Below are 15,948 nucleotides of genomic sequence, written 5' to 3'. Positions count from 1 at the left end.
CGATAGATGGACGATACATTTCTGACAGTGGTCAAGAACAAATACATTGAAATTCTAATTGTTGGACTTGTTCTTTGGCTTGCCGTCTTTATCATCAACAAAGCCCTTCAGATTTTCTTTAAACGAACGGAGTTTATTGAAGATAAGAAGAAGAAAACGATCGAGAGCTTGGTCAAATCTGTGACGAAGTACACAGCTTCAATTTGCTTTGTATTCTATGTCATTTCTCTCTTCTTTCATGATTTCGGAAAAATTCTTGCAGGTGCCGGTGTTGCCGGGATCGTCATCGGTTTTGGCGCCCAGACGCTGATTCGTGATATTTTAGCAGGCATCTTCCTGATCTATGAACGTCAGATTCATAAAGGGGATTATGTGACAGTGAATAACCTCTTTAATGGAACGATTGAAGAAATTGGTCTCCGTTCTTTGCAAATTAGAGAATGGAGCGGCAAGCTGTTAACCATTTCTAACGGAGACATCCGGCAAATTCAAAACTATAACATGCACTACATGCGGATTACGGAGTCTGTATTAATTAGTGCGAATCAAAACCCAGATACAGCCTTTCAAGCACTAGAAACGGCCTGTGACAATTTAAATCAAATGCATCATGATTTTCTTAAAAAAGATGAATTCCAGCATGCCATTGAACCGTTTCAAGTCCATGGCATTATGGGTCTGAACAAGCTGAACCGCGGGATTGAGATCACAGTGAAAGGAATGGTCGAAGACGAAAAATACTTCGATGCCGCCCTCGCTGTCCGAAAAGAAATGATCAAACAACTTCATCAGCATGATGTCAAATTGCTTGAAGATCTCGTTTATCCCCAGCCTGCAAAATAACCTCATTTGTGATGGGGTTATTTTTTATATCATCGGCTCTTATTTCTTTATTTATTAGGTGCGCCGAGCTGACTCGGGCTCTCCAAAAACATGAAACGCTTGAACAGCTTGGACACATCCGTTAAGAATTCTCTTCATTTCAGCCCTCTAACTTCTATCCTCTTGACTAATTCATGTATAATAGAAAACAGAATGATTTCATGCAGCATGGGGACCCTCATACTGTGTATTTTCTAAGTGAAAGAGAGTGAATAAGATGGGTCGTAAGTGGAACAACATTAAAGAAAAGAAAGCATCAAAGGATGCCAGTACAAGTCGTATTTACGCAAAATTCGGGCGTGAAATCTATGTGGCTGCCAAACAAGGTGAGCCAAACCCAGAATCAAACCAAGCACTTCGTTTTGTCCTAGAACGTGCAAAAACATATAGTGTCCCAAAACACATCGTGGACCGTGCCATTGAAAAAGCCAAAGGCGGTGCGGAAGAGAATTTCGATGAGCTGCGCTACGAAGGATTTGGTTTAAACGGATCAATGGTGATCGTTGATGCCCTCACCAATAACGTGAACCGCACAGCGTCAGATGTTCGTGCGGCTTTCGGCAAAAATGGTGGAAACATGGGCGTAAGTGGCTCTGTTGCCTACATGTTTGACCAAACAGCTGTCATCGGTGTCGAAGGAAAAAGTGAAGAAGAAACGCTTGAGCTTTTAATGGAAGCAGACGTTGATGTACGTGACATCATGGAAGAAGATGAAACAGTGATTGTGTACGCTGAACCAGATCAATTCCATCAAGTACAAGAAGCATTCAAACAAGCCGGCGTAGAAGAATTCACTGTCGCTGAAATCACAATGCTTCCTCAAAATGAAGTGACATTAGATGATGAATCTAAAGAACAATTCGAGAAACTAATCGATGTATTAGAAGAGCTTGAAGACGTGCAGCAGGTTTATCATAATGTGGATTTAGGGGAATAAAAATTTAAGCCATAGTCGAGGTTGGGTTCATTCAACTGCTGCTATGGCTTTTTTATTTTCTCAAAACATGTAATATATAAATAAAATGTTAATTTCTACAACTCTTTAAGGAGCTGAGCTTCATTTTTAAAACATGGTGGTTTTCTTATTATGGATTTATGATCATTCCTATTCTTGGGCTAAGTTTAATTTTCAGCAACTTCATGATAGTAACAAAAATTTTCTTCTTTCTCTTCATCGCATGGTATTTATATACCATCTTTGACTTTTACAAAAGTGAATTGAAAGGGAAAAATGATAAAACCAATTAGCAAAAAACAGTCATCTCCCCTTGATAAGAGGAGATGACTGTTTTAATTCATCCCTTGAAACCCAAACGTCAGGTGATCCTGAACAGGAATCCAAGCGCCGATTCCTTGTGAGGTCACGTTTTTCACGACGAGTTTGCGTTTATTTCCTTTAAGCACAAGGTACACTTCTCCGTATGTCACCTTTCCTTTTTCGTTAATGGCCGGGGCATAGGCATGAAGTGAAGCTGCTTTTTTCGGAGAGACGTGGTATGACTGATCTCGCTTTGTTCCTGCGCCAATCACGGTGTCAAAAGCGAGGGGCAGCTTTGTCTTTTGAATGGCTTTTTGCATCATCAATGTTTTTACATCTTCTGGGCTTGGCACCTTTGCTGTGAGCCCGCCGCTCACTTTTACTTGCTGCTTTTGAACGTACTTGCCAATGGCTGTTTTGTTGCCGCCTCTGTTATCAATATGATTCGTATTCACTTTTTTGTATTCCCAGTTGGCAACCGTTTCGTTTGAATCATAGCTCAGTGCCCATCTTCCAAGGAAAATAGTCGCGCGGTAACCAACAGCTAATGGCGTCCCTGAAATGCTGGATTCATTCAGCATTTTGATCAAATGGGTATTCTCAATCGGCACATTCGTTGTTTTAAACAATTCGGCTGTCAGCTCGCTCGGCTGGAGCAATGGCTGATCCTGTGACGCATTCGGATACGTATTCTCCTTAGAAATACTGGCGACAGACGATGGCACCTTAAATGGCTTCGCCGCCTCCGCTGGAAAGCTGTATAGAAAACTTAAGGATAAGAGAACAACAAACATGATGCGGGGCATCTTTTTCATATCATCACTCTTTCTCATTCATTTTTCCATAGTATTTTCCGCAAAGACGTCCCTTATCCACAAAAGATTATAAAAGGAAAAATCCAATCGCCATAATGAAATAGGCAGCAAGTAATGTGGCGCCTTCAAACCAATTGGTATCTCCGTCATTAGATAAAATGACTGTGAGTAACACGGCGGATGCCATCGCAATGAGCTCTGGTAAGGAGAAAATGAGTGGCATCTGCGTATTGAAAAAAAGCGAGCTGATGACAAGGATTGGTGCGACCATCATCGCAACCTGAAGTGTGGAACCAAAAGCAATTTCCACTGCGACATCCATTTTGTTTTTATACGCCATGATGACAGCAGAGGCATGTTCTGCCGCATTGCCGACGATGGCCACAATAATGACTCCGATAAACAACTCACTCCAGCCAAATTGTTCCCCCACCGTATCAAATGTATGGACGAGGCGCTCTGAAATGTACGCAACGGCCATCGTTGCAAGCAGCAAAATCAAAGTGGCAAACTTACCAGACCATTCAGGTATTTCTTCTTCCGTCTCCGCCTCTCCGTCCAAGCTCTCCTGCTTGGCAACATAGACACCGCGGTGGCTCACCAGTTTGAAATAGAGCGCTGCAACATAAAGCAAAATCATCACAATGCTAATGCCAATGCTTAAAACAAATTGCTTCTCCTCAGCCATTTCCACCGAAAACACTTCTGGAATGACAAACGCCACAATAATGGCAAACATGAGCAAGCCCGAGTTGTGCCTTGCATCGTGGACATTGAACACTTGGCGCTTATATTTTAATCCGCCAACGAAAAAAGACAGTCCCGCCACAAGCAGTAAATTTCCGATCACTGAGCCAGTTAACGACGCAAGGACGATGGCTGTCAGTCCTTGCTTTAATGCAAAAAACGAAATAATTAACTCCACCGCATTTCCAAATGTGGCGTTTAAAAGCCCGCCAATTCTGGGACCTGCTATGATGGCAAGACTTTCTGTGGCTCTTCCCATAAAACTAGCAAGACCAATAATGGCGATACAATACACAGCAAACATGATGACCTGCGGAAAATGAAGAAAACTGCCAATCACCGATAGCGGCACACCAATTGCGACAATCACAAGAAACAAACGATTCATACAGCCATTCTCCTTTACATATGTCTGACTGTTATTCTTTCGTGAGTGCCGGCTTCATATACATTTAGATTTTCTCGTGTGAGAAGGTGATTTCAATACTACCTTTCACAGACTGCACCATCGCGCAATGCTTCAATGCCAGTGTAATGCTTTTCTCTATTTGTTCATCAGATGTACGGACGCCTTCAAATAAAATATGTAAATGAATACGGGAGATTTTGTTTACAGCTCCTGCTCTTGTCGTTTCAGGTGTAATCGTCAGCCCTTCCCAGGATATTCGCTTTTTCCGGCATACATGAATGAGCATTTCTCCAAAACAGCCAGCAATAGCTGAGGTGAATAATTGAGATGGTCTGTACCCCGTTTCTTCATTTGCTGAAATATACAGCTGCATTTCATCTATTCCCGCGATCCACCCGCCTGATTCGTATATCAGTTTCATTCCTTTCCCACCTTTCTATTGAAACCCCTATGGTTCCATTGTACGATGAAAACATGAACTTGTAAGGAGCAACTTATGTCGAGAATTCATTTTATGATTTTAATTTTACTTGTATCTGTATCTGGTTTTTCGCAGGGAGCGTTATTGCCAGTCATTTCGATTATTTTTGAACATGCCGGGACTTCTCCTACGTTAAACGGACTGCATGCCACAGGCTTATATCTCGGCGTGCTGCTAGCATCTCCCTTTATGGAAGCGCCGCTTCGCCGATTTGGGTTTAAGCCGTTAATTGTCATTGGAGGCGCCGCTGTTTTTTTAAGCTTGTTCAGCTTTGTGTTTTTTAAATCTTATGTTGTCTGGTTCTTCCTGCGACTCATGATCGGGATTGGCGATCATATGCTGCATTTCTCTACACAGACGTGGGTGACCTATGCGTCGTCATCGAGAAATCGCGGGCGAAATATTTCATTGTATGGGTTATCCTTTGGACTTGGTTTTGCCGCTGGACCATTTTTAACACCACTCATCGAAATCAATCCATCTTTACCTTTCATTGTTTCCGGTGCTGTTAGTTTATGTATTTGGCTGCTTGTTTTTGTTTTGAAAAATACATATCCAGATACGGGCGAAGTGCAGACGTCAGAGCAGACAAACAGTTTGAAGCGCTTTAAGAAAGCTTTTCAATTTGGTTGGGTCGCCTTTATGATGCCTTTTTGCTATGGCTTTTTAGAAACGACACTCAATAGCAACTTCCCTGTGTATGCACTCAGAAGCGGGGTGACCGTAGATGCAGTGGCGTTTATTTTACCTGCGTTTGCCATTGGAAGTATTGTCTTTCAGCTACCTCTCGGGATGCTCAGCGACCGGTTTGGCAGGCGCCGCATCATTTTATGTGTGACTCTCGTCGGGTCTTTCTTTTTCCTACTAGCAGGGATTTTCATTCAATCGGTTTTGGCTGTTGCGATTTGTTTCTTTATTGCCGGAATGGCTGTAGGCTCTACCTTCTCACTTGGCATCAGTTATATGACCGACTTATTGCCAAAGCATCTGCTTCCTGCTGGAAATTTGATGTGCGGAATGGCATTTAGTGCGGGAAGTATTCTCGGGCCTGTTCTCGGTGGAATCTTTGTGCAAACGTTTGAAGGAATGAATTTACTTTACCTTGTCAGCATCGTGATATTATTCGTGTTTTTCTGCGTTCGATTTGGGCGAACGGCGGCAGTTCTTGAAAACCCCAATGAAGCAATTTCTAAATAAAAACTCCTCTGCATGGGTGCAGAGGAGTCTTTTTCATTTAGTGATATCCATTTTGCCCGTTCGCACTGCCGCTTGTTTTGTGCTTAGGCTGATGGCCTTTGTTTTGTTTCGTATTGCTTCCGCCTTTTTTCGATTGTTTGGACATATGTGGTTTCCCCCATCCATTCAGTTTGAACTTGATCGTTCTTCTTTAGGATGCCCGGATTTCTTTATAGTTTGCCTGGTACGATTTTACGCTTATGTAAAAGCGCATTGAGCTCGCCGCCAAGGATAATCATGATGCCGGTTAAATAAAACCAGATCATTAAAATAATGATTCCCCCAATGCTTCCGTACATCGCACTGTAGTTAGCAAACTCGCCTACGTAAAATGAAAATAGCATGCTGACCAAAATCCATCCAATCGATGCAAAAATGGCACCTGGCAGAACAAATTTTAATTTCAGCCTGATGTTTGGAGCAAAATAGTATAAGGATGTAAAAACAATCAATAAAATGAGCGGGCTAATGATCCATCTCATCGCAGTCCATACAGTGAGAAAGGCGTCTGACTGCCCAACTAATTTAGCGACAAATAAACCGAGTTCTTTGCCAAAGACAGGTAGCATCAGGGCAAAAATAATGGTCAAAACCATCGCGATCGTTAAAATGATCGATGTTAAACGTACGAGAATGAAGGAACGATTTTCCTCAACTTCGTAAGCATGGTTAAATGCTCTGACGACGGCATTAATGCCGTTAGATGCTGACCAAAGGGCGGCAATAATCCCGAACGATAATAACCCGCCATTACGATTATTCAGCGTCTGTTCGGCGATGGATTCAATCATCGAAAGCGCTCCTTCTGGCGCATAGCCAGAAATGACGCTTAGGACATCCTTTGACGTCAGCGGCAAATACCCAACGAGTGTCAGTACGAAGATGAGAAACGGAAATAATGAAAGCAAAAAGAAATAGGCAAGCTCAGCAGATTTTGCCGGTCCTTCATGCAGCAAAAAGCGTTCAATTAACGCTTTAATAAAACCCATACGCCTCATCTCCAATGATCAATCTGTCTGTTTCGATTGAAAGTGATCCTTTGTTTCTTCAATAATTTCTAATACCCTTGGGGTTGTTTCCTTTAACTGATTGACCTGTTCATTTAAAAATGACAAATCATCTGAGACTGTTCGCATCAGCTGCTTCGTTTCTTCCAGCTTTTCTTTCATGCAAGCCGATATTCTGCCTGGCTCCTCACGGTACTCATCAAGCTTTTGCTGGCAGTCATTCCATTTGTCTTTGAGTGCAATTCTTGTTGGCCGATGAAATAAAGTCAGCAATGCGCCGCAAGCTGCACCTAAGAGAGCTCCTCGGAGCACGATTTGATTTTTTTCTTCCATCTCGTCTGATCTCCTTTCAGTTAAAGGTGGTTCTCTTTCTTTACATACGTCAAAAAACGGTCAATTCCTGTTTCAATTAATTCATGGACTTCCTCAAAGTTCCCAGTGTAATAAGGATCTGGCACATCATCTCGATCGTCGTCTTCTACAAAATCAAGAAGACGGCCAATAAAGTGATGTTTCCCATAGCCGGCTATACTGCGAAGTGCCCCTACATTTTCAGCATCCATCGCAATGATATAGTCATATGTTGTGATGTCCTCATCCATGATTTGTCTTGCGGACATTCCTTCATAGCTGATGCCTTTTTCATCAAGCAGCTTTCGCGTTCCTTCATGCGGGGGACTGCCTTGATGCCAGCCGCCAATACCTGCTGAATCAATCACAAAGTGCTCGCTAAGCCCCTCATCTTCTACTTTTTTTCTAAATATGGCCTCTGCCATCGGTGACCTGCAAATATTGCCAAGACACACGAATAACACATGAATCATCCTTCATTCTCCTCCTATCTTTTCCCTAAGAGTTCTTTTCGAAAACCTTTTCTCTATCATATCAAGCCCTTTTTCTTTTGAAAACTTTGCAAGAAAAACTCTCATCGGCATTGACACATTATACAAAAAAAGGAGACACTTTAGGAGAATTGCACAAATAAAGGGGGATACATATGGGATGGGTTGAACAGATTGTCAGCAATATCAATGACGTATTATGGGGACCGCCACTCTTGCTTTTGATCGTGGGAACAGGGATTTACCTAACCTTTCGAGTGCTTTTTATTCAGATTAGGCTGCTTCCCTATTCACTCAAGCTTGCATTTTCAAAGCAAGACAAGACATCAGAAGGTGATATTTCTCACTTCCAAGCATTAATGACAGCTCTAGCTGCAACGGTTGGAACGGGAAATATTGTAGGGGTCGCCTCTGCTGTCATTGCCGGCGGACCAGGCGCCGTGTTTTGGATGTGGTTTGCTGCATTCTTTGGCATGGCGACAAAATATGCTGAAGCTGTTCTTGCCGTGAAATATCGTGTAAAAAATGAAAAAGGCGAAATGTCTGGCGGGCCGATGTATTATTTGGAGCATGGCTTGAAGCAAAAATGGCTTGGGGTGCTGTTTGCTATTTTTGGCGCCACGGCTGCCTTTGGAATTGGGAATCTCGTACAGTCAAATTCGATTTCTGGTGTCATGAATTCAACCTTTCAAGTCCCAACATGGGTCACAGGCATCATCATTACTGTTTTTACTGCCCTTGTGATTTTAGGCGGAATTAAAAGCATTGGCCGGGTGACGTCTATTTTTGTACCAGTCATGGCATTATTCTACGTCATTTGCGGACTGATCATTCTTGTCATGAATGCCGACCTTGTCCCAGGCGCAGTCGGGCTCATTTTTTCAGACGCATTTACTGGTCAAGCGGTTGCAGGCGGTGCTATCGGTACGGTGATTCGCTGGGGTGTGGCGAGAGGGGTCTTTTCCAATGAAGCAGGTCTCGGGTCTGCTCCAATCGCTGCGGCCGCAGCAAAAACGGATATGCCCGCTCGTCAAGCGCTTGTGTCGATGACGCAAGTATTCATTGATACGATGATTGTTTGCTCCATCACAGGTATTACGATCGTCATGGCAGATATGTATGTCACAGAAAAAAGTGATGCACTCACCTCGTTATCCTTTGCTCATTTCCTCGGTCCAATCGGTTCAACCATTGTGGCCATCGGCTTACTTTTGTTCGCTTATTCCACCATTATTGGCTGGTCATATTATGGCGAAAAATGCTTTACTTATTTGGCGAAAGACTCTTATGTGATGTATTATCGTGTTGTGTTTGTCATCGCTGTCTTTTTCGGTGCCATCTTCAAGAATGATTTCGTCTGGGGTGTGGCAGATATGCTCAATGGGCTGATGGCCATTCCAAACTTAATCGGACTCATCGGTTTATCAGGGGTTGTCGTATTTGAATCCAAACGAATCATTGATAAGATGAAGCAGGAGAAAAAGGAGAAAAACATCTCTGTGTCATCTTAATAGCCCTTTTATTCTTTTGCATTTCTGTTAAAATAGATATATTATTCGACACATATGCAGGAAAGGACGTGCCGCCCTTGTCAGAGCAAAAAGCGGCTGAAGTCAATCAGCTGATTGAAGACATTTCGCAAAAGTTAAATATGCTGAACATTGGAGTCATCAAAGCAGAAGACTTCAGTCCAGACAAGTACGAAGATATTGAATTTCTTCACCAAATGGTGATGAAAAAATCTTCATTCAGCCCAAGTGAAATGCAAGCCATCGCAAGCGAGCTAAAAAACTTAAGAAAATAATGGTGAAAAAGGAAACTGTTTTTATGGTCTACACGCAGTTTTCTTACATCATGCACACAAAAAGCCAGCACCCCGCAAGGTGCTGGCTTTACAACTACGGTTTTATTTCTCAAGCAGTTTTAATGATTCACGGTTAAAGGCTGGAATGTCATCAGGTGTACGGCTTGTCACAAGCTGATCCTGACAAACGACAACTTCTTCGTCTTTAAATTTAGCGCCTGCGTTTTCCATATCGACTTTGATGGATGTATAGCCAGTCGCGCCTCTTCCTTCAAGCGTCTTCGCTGTAATGAGCAATTGCGGTCCGTGACAGATCGCAAATACTGGTTTTTTCTCATCCATAAATGCTTTAGTGAATTGGACGTAACGATCATCTGCACGCAGAATATCTGGTGAGAAACCGCCAGGAATGAGAAGGGCATCGAAGTCTTCAGGCTTCACGTTGTCAATAGACGCATCCACTCTTACTTCTGCCTCTCCTTGCTTCCCTTTCACTGTTTTTCCTTTTTCATTTTCAATGACTGTCAACTCATGACCTGCATCTTTAAAGGCTTTTGCAGGCTCGGTGAATTCAACATCCTCAAAGTAATCTGTTAATACAACTGCAATTTTCTTACCCATGTAGAAACCCTCCTGCTTGATTATCGTTTACACTACACACTATACCCGGGCATGTTGAAATCAAACATCCTATCCCTATCAGAAAACCCCTTATGATAAAAATAAGCATTTAGACTCATTCACATTACCTCAACAAGGTAATTCGTATGATTTATGTTATCTTTACAATAATCTGCAAAAAATAACTACAAAAGTTAACGAAACATTTCTACAATAGGTATTGTGGTCAAAAAAATTAGAAAGGCGGAGATCAGGTGAAGAAGCAAGCACATAGGTCTAAACGAAGGAAAAACCTGTCTATTCTGCTCACTTCCATTATGATGATTAGTCTCATTCTCCCAGCAGTACCTACTCATGCAGAAACAGAAAACGGCAAAGCCGTAAAGGTCAGCATCTTAGCCACAACCGATGTTCATGCAAACATGATGAATTATGATTATTACAGCGACAAAGAAACAAATGAGTTTGGTTTGGCAAAAACAGCCGAGCTGATCGACAAGCACCGATCACAAAACCCGAATACACTCCTTGTGGATAACGGAGACTTGATTCAAGGAACCCCTCTTGGAGAATACGTTTACAAACATGAGAAAGACAGCATCATCAATCAAACAAAGGTTCACCCTATTATTCATACACTCAACAAGCTAAAATACGATGCAGGAACACTTGGCAATCATGAATTTAACTACGGATTATCCTTCCTTGACGGTACCATTGCGGGCGCCAACTTCCCGATTGTCAATGCGAACGTCAAAAAGCTAAATGGAGAACACCGTTTTACACCTTATGTGATCCAAGATAAAACCTTTAAAGATGCAAACGGAGCCTCACAAACTGTGAAAGTTGGTTACATAGGATTCGTTCCACCACAAATTATGACGTGGGATAAGAAGCATTTAGATGGACAAGTCCAAGTGCAGGACATCGTCGAATCTGCCAATGAAACCATTCCTGAAATGAAAGAGAAAGGCGCAGATGTCATTGTCGCTCTTGCTCATACAGGAATTGAAAAAACCGCTTCACCTAAAGGATCAGAAAATATGATCTTTGACCTTGCCACGAAAACAAAAGGCATCGATGCCATTGTATCAGGCCACCAGCATGGCACATTCCCAAGCGCTGAATATAACGGCGTCGACAAATTCAATGTCTCAAAAGGAACCATCAACGGCATCCCAGTCGTCATGTCAAAAAACTGGGGCAGCTACCTCGGGGTCATTGATTTAACACTAGAGCCTGACGGCAGCAACTGGAAGGTCACAGACGGAACAGGCAAGATCGAATCTGTTGCCGGAGTATCATCTCAAAACAGTACCGTAAAAGACGCCATTCAAACAACGCATCAAAACACACTTGATTACGTGAGAAAGCCTGTTGGCAAAACAGAAGCAGACATTAATAGCTTTTTCGCTCAAGTGATGGATGACCCTTCGATTCAAATTGTGACAGATGCCCAAAAATGGTATGCACAAGAAAAAATGAAGGACACATCGTATAAAAATTTACCGATTTTATCTGCAGGTGCTCCGTTTAAAGCAGGCGGCCGAAACGGTGTAAACTATTATACAAATATCGCAAAAGGAGATTTAGCGATTAAGAATATCGGCGATCTCTACCTTTACGATAACACTGTGCAGATTGTGAAACTGAAAGGCAGTGAAGTGAAAGACTGGTTAGAAATGTCTGCTGGCCAGTTTAATCAGATCAAACCGAACGATGCAAAAGAACAGCCGATTTTAAACGAGGAATACCGCTCATATAACTTTGATGTAATTGATGGCGTGACATACCAAGTCGATGTGACGCAGCCTGCTAAATACAGCACAACAGGCACACTTCTCAACGCCAATGCCAACCGCATCAAAAACCTGTCTTACAACGGGAAAACCGTCTCTGACAATCAAGAATTTTTAGTCGTAACAAATAACTATCGTGCTTCTGGCGGCGGAGGCTTCCCTCATTTGACGCAAGATAAAGTAGTGCTTGCCTCAGCAGATGAGAACCGCCAAGTACTGATGGATTATATTATCGAACAAAAAACGATCAACCCAAGTGCAGATCAAAACTGGTCGATTGCACCGATCAAAGGCGCAACAGTCACTTTTGAATCTTCTCTTTTAGCGAAACCGTTTGCTGAAAAATCAAGCAGCGTAGACTTTATTCGTAACGCAAGCACAGATGGTCTTGGTGTGTACAAGCTAGCCTTTAAAGACGATGGCACAACAGAACCGCCTACATCAGACAACTGGAATTTAACAGTGATGCATACGAACGATACACACGCACACCTTGATGATGCGGCAAGACGCGCAACAAAGATCAAAGAAGTCCGTGCTGAAAATAAGAACAATATTTTATTAGACGCTGGAGATGTCTTCTCTGGTGACCTGTACTTCACAAAGTGGCAAGGACTTGCCGATCTGAAATTGATGAACTTAATGAAATACGATGCCATGACGTTTGGTAATCATGAATTTGACAAAGGTCCTTCTGTACTCCGTCAATTCCTGACAGGTGATGCATCAGATGTCGATCCGAAAAACCGTCATCAATTTGAAAAGCCTCGATTCCCGGTCGTGTCATCCAACGTGGATGTCTCGAAGGAAAAACAATTGAGTGACTTAGTGAAAAAACCAGCCTCATTTAAAGCTGGTGAGAAAAAAGAAGCCGGGATTTACCCTTACATCCTGCTCGATGTAAACGGTGAAAAGGTGGCCGTATTCGGTTTAACGACTGAAGACACAGCCATTACCTCCAGCAGCGGTCCTAACATTCAATTTAAAGATGCGTACAAGAAAGCAAAAGAAACAGTCAACACCATTCAAACAGAAGAAAAAATCAATAAAATCATTGCGTTAACACACATTGGCTACAACCGTGATCTTGAGCTCGCTCAAAAAGTCGATGGGATTGATTTAATCATTGGCGGTCATACGCACACACTTGTAGAAAAATTAAAGGTCGTCAAGAAAAAAGAACCTACGATCGTTGCTCAAGTGAAAGATTACGGACAATTTTTAGGAAAAGTAGACGTAGCCTTTGACAAAAAAGGTGTCATCCAGCCAAAAGAATCTTCTTTTGACCTGATTCCCATCAATGACTCTGTCAAAGAAGATGCAGAGGCAAAAGCGATCCTTGATGGATACAAAGCAGATATTCAAGATTTAAAAACAGAAAAAGTCGGCCATACAGATGTCCTTTTAGACGGTCAACGTGAGCATGTCCGTGCGAAGGAAACGAATCTTGGGAACTTTATTGCTGACGGCATGCTGCAGAAAGCGCAAGAATCTGCTGGAGCTGACCTTGCCATCACAAACGGCGGCGGTATTCGTGGAAGCATCGAAAAAGGTGATATCACGTTAGGTGATATTTTAACGGTGATGCCTTTTGGAAATACACTTTATGTCGCAGATTTAAAAGGCAGTCAAATTAAGAAAGCTCTCGAACAAGGGCTGTTAGGCATTGAGGAAGGTGGAGGCGCATTCCCTCATGTAGCTGGCATTGAATATACGTTTACACTCAGTAAACCAGCTGGAAGCAGACTGATTGATGTGAAACTGAAAGATCAAAAAGGTCAACTGACAGACATTGATGATGAGAAAACATACCGCGTAGCCACAAACGCATTTGTTGGCACAGGTGGCGACGGCTACAGCGTCTTTACAGAAGCCTCTCACGGTGAAGACTTAGGGTATGTCGACTATGAAATTTTCAAAGAGCAAATTGAAAAGGCAGACGGTCAAATTTCGCCTGTTATCGATCACAGGGTGAAAGAAGTGTTCCTTCCTCGTGCGAAAGGAAAAGGCGCTTATGACATTCAAGATGATAAGAAATTCCAAACGTATGTACAGCATACAAACAAAGCATTGCTCTATTTAGACAAAGCAAGCAAAGTGAAAAACGTTCAATTGTCTCTATCAAAAGCGCAAGTAGCCGAGCTGAAAAAAAGAGAGCAAGATCCAAACGTCACCATCTATCATGACAAAGTGGGACTCGTATTACCGCTCTCGAATTTATCCGAGAAAAGCGCAGATATATGGATGACAAAGACGGATAAAGTGAAAAACGCATTAACGGATACGTATGATTTCCAAATCAAACAAGACAGGAAAAAGGTTTCGACCTTTAAAGACCCTGTCACACTATCCTTTACACTAGACGAGCCTCAAAAGGCGAAAAAACCTAGTGTATATTATGTGGATCGCAAGAAAAATCGTTACACCAAAACTAGTAATGGATCATTTGAAAACGGAGTCGTATCAGGTCAAACTGAGCACTTCAGCGAATACACGGTCCTTAACCAAAGCGGGGCAGCTGGAACAACGCCAGATCAAACTGGCGGAGACGGCGGAACAACAGCACCAGGCGGAGGCACGGGTACAGATCCAAACCAAGATGGAACAGGCCTTCCTGGCGGCACATTGCCGAATACAGCCACAATGATGTATACAGCTGTACTGATTGGCGTGCTCATGCTCGCTGCTGGCGGTATCCTATATTACTACCAGCGCAAGCGTACAAGAAAAAATGTATCATCCTAAAGGAAAAGGACAGAGCCCATGCTCTGTCCTTTTCCTCTTTTCTTGGAATAAGATATCAATCTTGAGATAAATAGATCCAATTGCGGTCGTCAAATTCTTTCACATCATCTGACCCTATATGCCGAAGCATCCTATTAAAGAACATCATGTCATTTTCAGCATCGACATCATATAAATCCTTTAAAACATAATCTTTCGTAATAAAATTCGTTAAGTTCGTATTATTTACTAAATCAGCAAAAAAACCTTTTACCATCGTTAAATCCTCTTCACTTAATTTTTCATCATTGATAATGGAAATATGAAAAACATTCAAAATCGCTTGTATATCTTCTTCATCCATATAACATAATGGCTCTAGCTTTCTGTCTTCTGCCGTAAACGGTTTTCGCGTATCTTCAATGATGACATAACATAAAATCTGATGATCTTTCATCACGCTGAATATTTCTAAGTCCCTTAATTTTAGTGGTCTATTTAATCTCATCATCTTTCCTCCTGAAAATGGTGATCTATTCGTCGTCTACTTCTCCCAAAACCTGAAAAGGACAGAGCCTATGCTCTGTCCACTTTTTCTCTTCTTGCAAAATCGACGAATCTGAAGCGGTCTAATCGGTGACGGCTTTCTGTGTATTGAAATAAACTTGTATCCTCTAAGAACACGTAATTCTTCACGACGACGACATGATCAAACCCGTTCAAATCAAGATACTTGGCGTCCTCTTCTGTACATGGCTCTACCACAAATTCCTTTTGGGCATAGCTGATTGATACACCGAGCTCTCCTTCAATATACTCGTAGATGGATCCTTCGCATATGTCCTTCGACAAGACCGACACATGCTTTTGCAAAAAGTAATCCTTGTCTAAAATCACTTCTTCTCCGCTAATATTACGAGATCGAATGACTTCCCAGACATCCTCCTGCCCATTAATTTTCAGCTGAGACTGAATATACTGATCCGGTTTGATTAAACCAAATTCGTGAACCGTCGTAACGGTCTTTCGGCCAAGCGTTTGGGAAAGTTCTTTAAAGCTGACAAGACCCGAGACTGGGAATTGCATTTTCTCTCGATTCAGCAAGACAGAGCCTTTGCCGCGGATTTTTTGGATATAGCCATTTTGCACAAGGATATTTAATGCCTTTCTTACCGTCTCACGGGATGTGTCATACATCAAGGACAGCTCATGCTCTGATGGCAGAATGCCTTTATCCTGCCATTCACCTTGTTCAATTCGTTTTGCGAGCTGATCATAAATCACTCGAAACTTATTCTCTTTCATTTTCCCTCCGCCCCATTT

General features: G+C 42.3%; 15 protein-coding genes. 6 read left to right on the top strand and 9 right to left on the bottom strand.

Annotation, left to right across the window (positions count from 1 at the left end; all coding sequences use genetic code 11):
* Positions 1-6: 6 nt before the first annotated feature.
* The gene (locus tag MHH41_RS03890) at positions 7-843 is read left to right on the top strand and encodes a mechanosensitive ion channel family protein (RefSeq protein WP_003218032.1); all 837 of its coding nucleotides are present in this window, start codon (positions 7-9) and stop codon (positions 841-843) included.
* A 256-nt stretch (positions 844-1,099) separates the two neighbouring features.
* Positions 1,100-1,819 (top strand): YebC/PmpR family DNA-binding transcriptional regulator, encoded by a 720-nt coding sequence (locus MHH41_RS03885; protein WP_340865724.1) that lies wholly within the window; start codon positions 1,100-1,102, stop codon positions 1,817-1,819.
* 353 nt (positions 1,820-2,172) lie between these two features.
* Here MHH41_RS03885 and MHH41_RS03880 read toward each other — a convergent pair whose 3' ends face one another.
* The 3 genes from MHH41_RS03880 to MHH41_RS03870 form a co-directional block, all read right to left on the bottom strand.
* Complete coding sequence (locus MHH41_RS03880; RefSeq protein WP_034620914.1) at positions 2,173-2,955, bottom strand: YfkD famly protein; 783 nt, start codon at positions 2,953-2,955, stop codon at positions 2,173-2,175.
* 67 nt (positions 2,956-3,022) lie between these two features.
* Positions 3,023-4,090 carry a calcium/proton exchanger gene (gene cax, locus MHH41_RS03875; RefSeq protein WP_106030316.1) on the bottom strand — a complete coding sequence of 356 codons (1,068 nt, stop codon included), beginning with the start codon at positions 4,088-4,090 and terminating at the stop codon, positions 3,023-3,025.
* 64 nt (positions 4,091-4,154) lie between these two features.
* A complete protein-coding gene (locus MHH41_RS03870) occupies positions 4,155-4,532 on the bottom strand; it encodes an OsmC family protein (protein ID WP_340865723.1) in 378 nt (125 codons plus the stop codon).
* A gap of 75 nt (positions 4,533-4,607) precedes the next feature.
* Between MHH41_RS03870 and MHH41_RS03865 the strand changes: the two genes are divergently transcribed.
* A complete protein-coding gene (locus tag MHH41_RS03865) occupies positions 4,608-5,789 on the top strand; it encodes an MFS transporter (protein WP_340865721.1) in 1,182 nt (393 codons plus the stop codon).
* Positions 5,790-5,998: 209 nt separating this feature from the next.
* On the opposite strand, the gene MHH41_RS03860 is transcribed toward MHH41_RS03865, so the two are convergent.
* Genes MHH41_RS03860 through MHH41_RS03850 form a run of 3 tightly spaced genes read right to left on the bottom strand, consistent with a single transcriptional unit; the run spans position 5,999 to position 7,659 of the window.
* Positions 5,999-6,817: a YihY/virulence factor BrkB family protein gene (locus MHH41_RS03860; RefSeq protein WP_044139737.1), complete on the bottom strand. Its 819-nt coding sequence runs from the start codon at positions 6,815-6,817 to the stop codon at positions 5,999-6,001.
* An 18-nt stretch (positions 6,818-6,835) separates the two neighbouring features.
* Positions 6,836-7,168: a YtxH domain-containing protein gene (locus MHH41_RS03855; RefSeq protein ID WP_137055535.1), complete on the bottom strand. Its 333-nt coding sequence runs from the start codon at positions 7,166-7,168 to the stop codon at positions 6,836-6,838.
* Positions 7,169-7,188: 20 nt separating this feature from the next.
* Positions 7,189-7,659, bottom strand: coding sequence for a low molecular weight protein-tyrosine-phosphatase (locus tag MHH41_RS03850; RefSeq protein ID WP_050944791.1), 471 nt, complete (start codon positions 7,657-7,659; stop codon positions 7,189-7,191).
* A 173-nt stretch (positions 7,660-7,832) separates the two neighbouring features.
* Between MHH41_RS03850 and MHH41_RS03845 the strand changes: the two genes are divergently transcribed.
* Together MHH41_RS03845 and MHH41_RS03840 are read left to right on the top strand one after the other, a co-directional pair.
* Positions 7,833-9,188 (top strand): alanine/glycine:cation symporter family protein, encoded by a 1,356-nt coding sequence (locus MHH41_RS03845; RefSeq protein WP_003218008.1) that lies wholly within the window; start codon positions 7,833-7,835, stop codon positions 9,186-9,188.
* Between the two features lie 77 nt (positions 9,189-9,265).
* Positions 9,266-9,481, top strand: coding sequence for a DUF1128 domain-containing protein (locus MHH41_RS03840; RefSeq protein WP_003214000.1), 216 nt, complete (start codon positions 9,266-9,268; stop codon positions 9,479-9,481).
* A gap of 102 nt (positions 9,482-9,583) precedes the next feature.
* Here the strand turns inward: MHH41_RS03840 and MHH41_RS03835 are convergent, their stop codons facing one another.
* The gene (locus MHH41_RS03835) at positions 9,584-10,102 is read right to left on the bottom strand and encodes a type 1 glutamine amidotransferase domain-containing protein (RefSeq protein ID WP_050944793.1); all 519 of its coding nucleotides are present in this window, start codon (positions 10,100-10,102) and stop codon (positions 9,584-9,586) included.
* Positions 10,103-10,356: 254 nt separating this feature from the next.
* Between MHH41_RS03835 and MHH41_RS03830 the strand changes: the two genes are divergently transcribed.
* The gene (locus tag MHH41_RS03830) at positions 10,357-14,646 is read left to right on the top strand and encodes a multifunctional 2',3'-cyclic-nucleotide 2'-phosphodiesterase/3'-nucleotidase/5'-nucleotidase (RefSeq protein ID WP_340865719.1); all 4,290 of its coding nucleotides are present in this window, start codon (positions 10,357-10,359) and stop codon (positions 14,644-14,646) included.
* A gap of 55 nt (positions 14,647-14,701) precedes the next feature.
* Here MHH41_RS03830 and MHH41_RS03825 read toward each other — a convergent pair whose 3' ends face one another.
* Positions 14,702-15,136, bottom strand: coding sequence for a hypothetical protein (locus tag MHH41_RS03825; RefSeq protein ID WP_050944795.1), 435 nt, complete (start codon positions 15,134-15,136; stop codon positions 14,702-14,704).
* Between the two features lie 65 nt (positions 15,137-15,201).
* A complete protein-coding gene (gene treR / locus MHH41_RS03820) occupies positions 15,202-15,930 on the bottom strand; it encodes a trehalose operon repressor (RefSeq protein WP_044139741.1) in 729 nt (242 codons plus the stop codon).
* Between the last annotated feature and the right edge of the window lie 18 nt (positions 15,931-15,948).

It is taken from the genome of Bacillus sp. FSL K6-1145 (assembly GCF_038003425.1).
GTDB classification, from domain to species: Bacteria; Bacillota; Bacilli; order Bacillales; family Bacillaceae; genus Bacillus; species Bacillus pumilus.
Note: the sequence above shows the minus strand (reverse complement) of the source record. Positions and strands in the feature narration are given on the sequence as shown.

Excerpts from the sequence above, each read along its gene's own strand:
- MHH41_RS03860 (WP_044139737.1), bottom strand. The coding sequence starts at position 6,817 with ATGGGTTTTATTAAAGCGTTAATTGAACGCTTTTTGCTGCATGAAGGA.
- cax (WP_106030316.1), bottom strand. The coding sequence starts at position 4,090 with ATGAATCGTTTGTTTCTTGTGATTGTCGCAATTGGTGTGCCGCTATCG.
- MHH41_RS03890 (WP_003218032.1), top strand. The coding sequence starts at position 7 with ATGGACGATACATTTCTGACAGTGGTCAAGAACAAATACATTGAAATT.
- MHH41_RS03850 (WP_050944791.1), bottom strand. The coding sequence starts at position 7,659 with ATGATTCATGTGTTATTCGTGTGTCTTGGCAATATTTGCAGGTCACCG.
- MHH41_RS03855 (WP_137055535.1), bottom strand. The coding sequence starts at position 7,168 with ATGGAAGAAAAAAATCAAATCGTGCTCCGAGGAGCTCTCTTAGGTGCA.
- MHH41_RS03885 (WP_340865724.1), top strand. The coding sequence starts at position 1,100 with ATGGGTCGTAAGTGGAACAACATTAAAGAAAAGAAAGCATCAAAGGAT.
- MHH41_RS03845 (WP_003218008.1), top strand. The coding sequence starts at position 7,833 with ATGGGATGGGTTGAACAGATTGTCAGCAATATCAATGACGTATTATGG.
- treR (WP_044139741.1), bottom strand. The coding sequence starts at position 15,930 with ATGAAAGAGAATAAGTTTCGAGTGATTTATGATCAGCTCGCAAAACGA.
- MHH41_RS03865 (WP_340865721.1), top strand. The coding sequence starts at position 4,608 with ATGTCGAGAATTCATTTTATGATTTTAATTTTACTTGTATCTGTATCT.
- MHH41_RS03870 (WP_340865723.1), bottom strand. The coding sequence starts at position 4,532 with ATGAAACTGATATACGAATCAGGCGGGTGGATCGCGGGAATAGATGAA.
- MHH41_RS03880 (WP_034620914.1), bottom strand. The coding sequence starts at position 2,955 with ATGAAAAAGATGCCCCGCATCATGTTTGTTGTTCTCTTATCCTTAAGT.
- MHH41_RS03825 (WP_050944795.1), bottom strand. The coding sequence starts at position 15,136 with ATGATGAGATTAAATAGACCACTAAAATTAAGGGACTTAGAAATATTC.
- MHH41_RS03835 (WP_050944793.1), bottom strand. The coding sequence starts at position 10,102 with ATGGGTAAGAAAATTGCAGTTGTATTAACAGATTACTTTGAGGATGTT.